General features: G+C 72.4%; 2 protein-coding genes. One reads left to right on the top strand and one right to left on the bottom strand.

The annotated features are described in order from the left end of the window. Window positions 1-20: 20 nt before the first annotated feature. Entirely contained in the window at window positions 21-251 is a 231-nt protein-coding gene (locus Air01nite_RS40835; protein ID WP_203708907.1) for a hypothetical protein, read from the bottom strand. 50 nt (window positions 252-301) lie between these two features. Between Air01nite_RS40835 and Air01nite_RS40830 the strand changes: the two genes are divergently transcribed. After that, window positions 302-1,363, top strand: coding sequence for a PQQ-dependent sugar dehydrogenase (locus Air01nite_RS40830; RefSeq protein ID WP_239091310.1), 1,062 nt, complete (start codon window positions 302-304; stop codon window positions 1,361-1,363). The last annotated feature ends 48 nt before the right edge of the window (window positions 1,364-1,411 follow it).

Raw genomic sequence — 1,411 nt, 5'->3', positions numbered from 1 at the left:
CCATGACTTCGACACAGACCCTACTTGTCACCACCGCGCATGATCGCGAACTTGGCCGCCCACGACATGACCGAGCCGACCGAGGCCGCGGAGAGCAGCGAGAGCGCGCTGGCCCACGAGCCGACCGAGAACGCCGAGAAGGCCGAGCCGATGGAGCCCACGCTCCCGATGGACCCGATCGAACCGATCGAGAGGATCGATCCCTTCGAGCCGATGCTGAGGATCGAGTCCTCGGACCGGATGCTGAGCATGGTCGATCTCCTTTCGCCGTGCTTTCCACGGTACGGCGTACCCTCGAGCGGTGAGCCGAGTTCGGATCGCGCTGACCGTCGTCGTCGCCGTCGTGCTGGTCGCCGCCGCCCTCGGCGGGGTCGCCGCCTGGCGGGGCTGGTTCAGCGAGCCGTCCGTGTCCGGAGCGCCCGACGCCCAGCCGGCGAGCGTGTCCGATGTGGTCACGGGCCTGCGGGCGCCGTGGGGGCTGGCGTTCCTGCCCGACGGCTCGGCCCTGGTCACCGAGCGCGACAGCGCGCGCATCCTGTCGGTGCGCGACAACGCCGCCCGGCAGGTCACCGTGGTCGACGAGGCGGAGCCGGCGGGCGAGGGTGGCCTGCTCGGCATCGCGGTCGCGCCGGCCGGTGACTGGGTCTACGTCTACTACACCGCGGCCGGTGACAACCGGATCGCGCGGTTCCGGCCCGACCAGCCGGACGCGCGCACGGTCGTGTTCAGCGGCATCCCCAAGGCCGGCAACCACAACGGCGGCCGGATCGCGTTCGGGCCCGACGGCATGCTCTACGTCGGCACGGGCGACGCGGGCGACCGCGACGCCGCACAGGACCGGGGGAGCCTCGGCGGCAAGATCCTGCGGCTCACCCCGGAGGGTGCGCCGGCGCCCGGCAACCCGTTCGGCGCGAGCCCCGTCTGGAGCTACGGCCACCGCAACGTGCAGGGGCTGGCCTGGGACTCCAGTGGCGCGATGTTCGCGTCCGAGTTCGGGCAGAACACGTACGACGAGCTCAACCGGATCGAGCCCGGCCACAACTACGGGTGGCCCGAGGCCGAGGGCAACTCCAGCGACCCGGCGTTCACCAACCCGATCGCGACCTGGCGCACCGCGGACGCGTCGCCGAGCGGCCTGGCGGTCGGCCCCGACGGCAAGATCTGGATGGCCTGCCTGCGCGGGGAGCGGCTCTACACGATCAACACCGACGGCAGCGGGGCACAGGCGCTGCTGCGCGGCGAGCACGGCCGGCTCCGGCACGTCGCGGCGGCACCGGACGGCTCGATGTGGGTGCTGACCTCCAACTACGACGGCCGCGGCAACCCGGCCCCAGGCGACGACCGGATCCTGCGCTTAACGTAGGGGGTGGCTCGTGGATCAGGGCGGCACCCCGCCGGGCCCAGACGAGGA

The sequence above is a fragment of the Asanoa iriomotensis genome, assembly GCF_016862515.1.
Taxonomy (GTDB): domain Bacteria; phylum Actinomycetota; class Actinomycetes; order Mycobacteriales; family Micromonosporaceae; genus Asanoa; species Asanoa iriomotensis.
Note: the sequence above shows the minus strand (reverse complement) of the source record. Positions and strands in the feature narration are given on the sequence as shown.

What these genes read in the sequence shown, in the direction of transcription:
- Air01nite_RS40835 (WP_203708907.1), bottom strand. Translation starts at nt 251, where the DNA reads ATGCTCAGCATCCGGTCCGAGGACTCGATCCTCAGCATCGGCTCGAAG.